The organism is Vibrio sp. 1078-1 (genome assembly GCF_033340475.1).
In genome coordinates this window covers 1-736 of sequence record NZ_JAWOWM010000296.1, presented here as the reverse complement: position 1 = coordinate 736, position 736 = coordinate 1, and the positions used below count along the sequence as shown (strand labels likewise).

1 protein-coding gene is annotated in these 736 nt (G+C 49.2%); it reads left to right on the top strand.

Translation table 11 applies throughout. The features are described 5' to 3' along the window. Positions 1 to 9: 9 nt before the first annotated feature. On the top strand, positions 10 to 736 hold a 727-nt coding region (locus tag R7190_RS27190), incomplete at its 3' end, for a TIGR01777 family oxidoreductase (protein WP_318137845.1).

Below are 736 nucleotides of genomic sequence, written 5' to 3'. Positions count from 1 at the left end.
AGAGATGCTATGAAGATATTACTTACAGGTGGAACTGGGTTTATAGGGTCTGAGTTACTCAAACTGCTTACCACTCATCAGATAGTGTTACTGACCCGATCGCCAGACCAAGCCAAACAGCACTTGCAGTACGCTGATTTAGGTAATATCGAGTACCTTGCTTCTCTTGATGAACTCGCCGATCTCAACAACATAGATGCCGTCATCAACCTCGCAGGAGAACCAATCGCAGACAAGCGTTGGACGGAACAGCAAAAAGAGAAAATTTTCGACAGTCGCTGGAAAATTACCGAGCAAATTGTTGAGCTGATTCACGCCAGTACCGAACCGCCTTCTGTGTTTCTTAGCGGATCTGCTGTCGGTTATTACGGCGACCAGCAGGATCATCCGTTCGATGAGTGTCTTCATGTGAATAACGACGATTTCCCGCATATGGTTTGCGCCAAGTGGGAACAAATCGCCAAACGAGCCGAGTCCGAACAAACCCGCGTTTGCTTTCTCCGGACAGGCGTCGTACTCGGGCTTAATGGCGGAGCACTCGCGAAAATGCTCTTGCCTTACAAATTGGGGTTAGGCGGACCGCTTGGCAATGGCAATCAATACATGCCTTGGATTCATATCCTCGATATGGTTCGTGCCATTATGTACCTGCTTGAAACCCCTCACGCGCATGGTGCCTTCAACATGTGCGCTCCTCACCCTGTGACTAACCGGATATTTAGCCGCACGTTAGCGA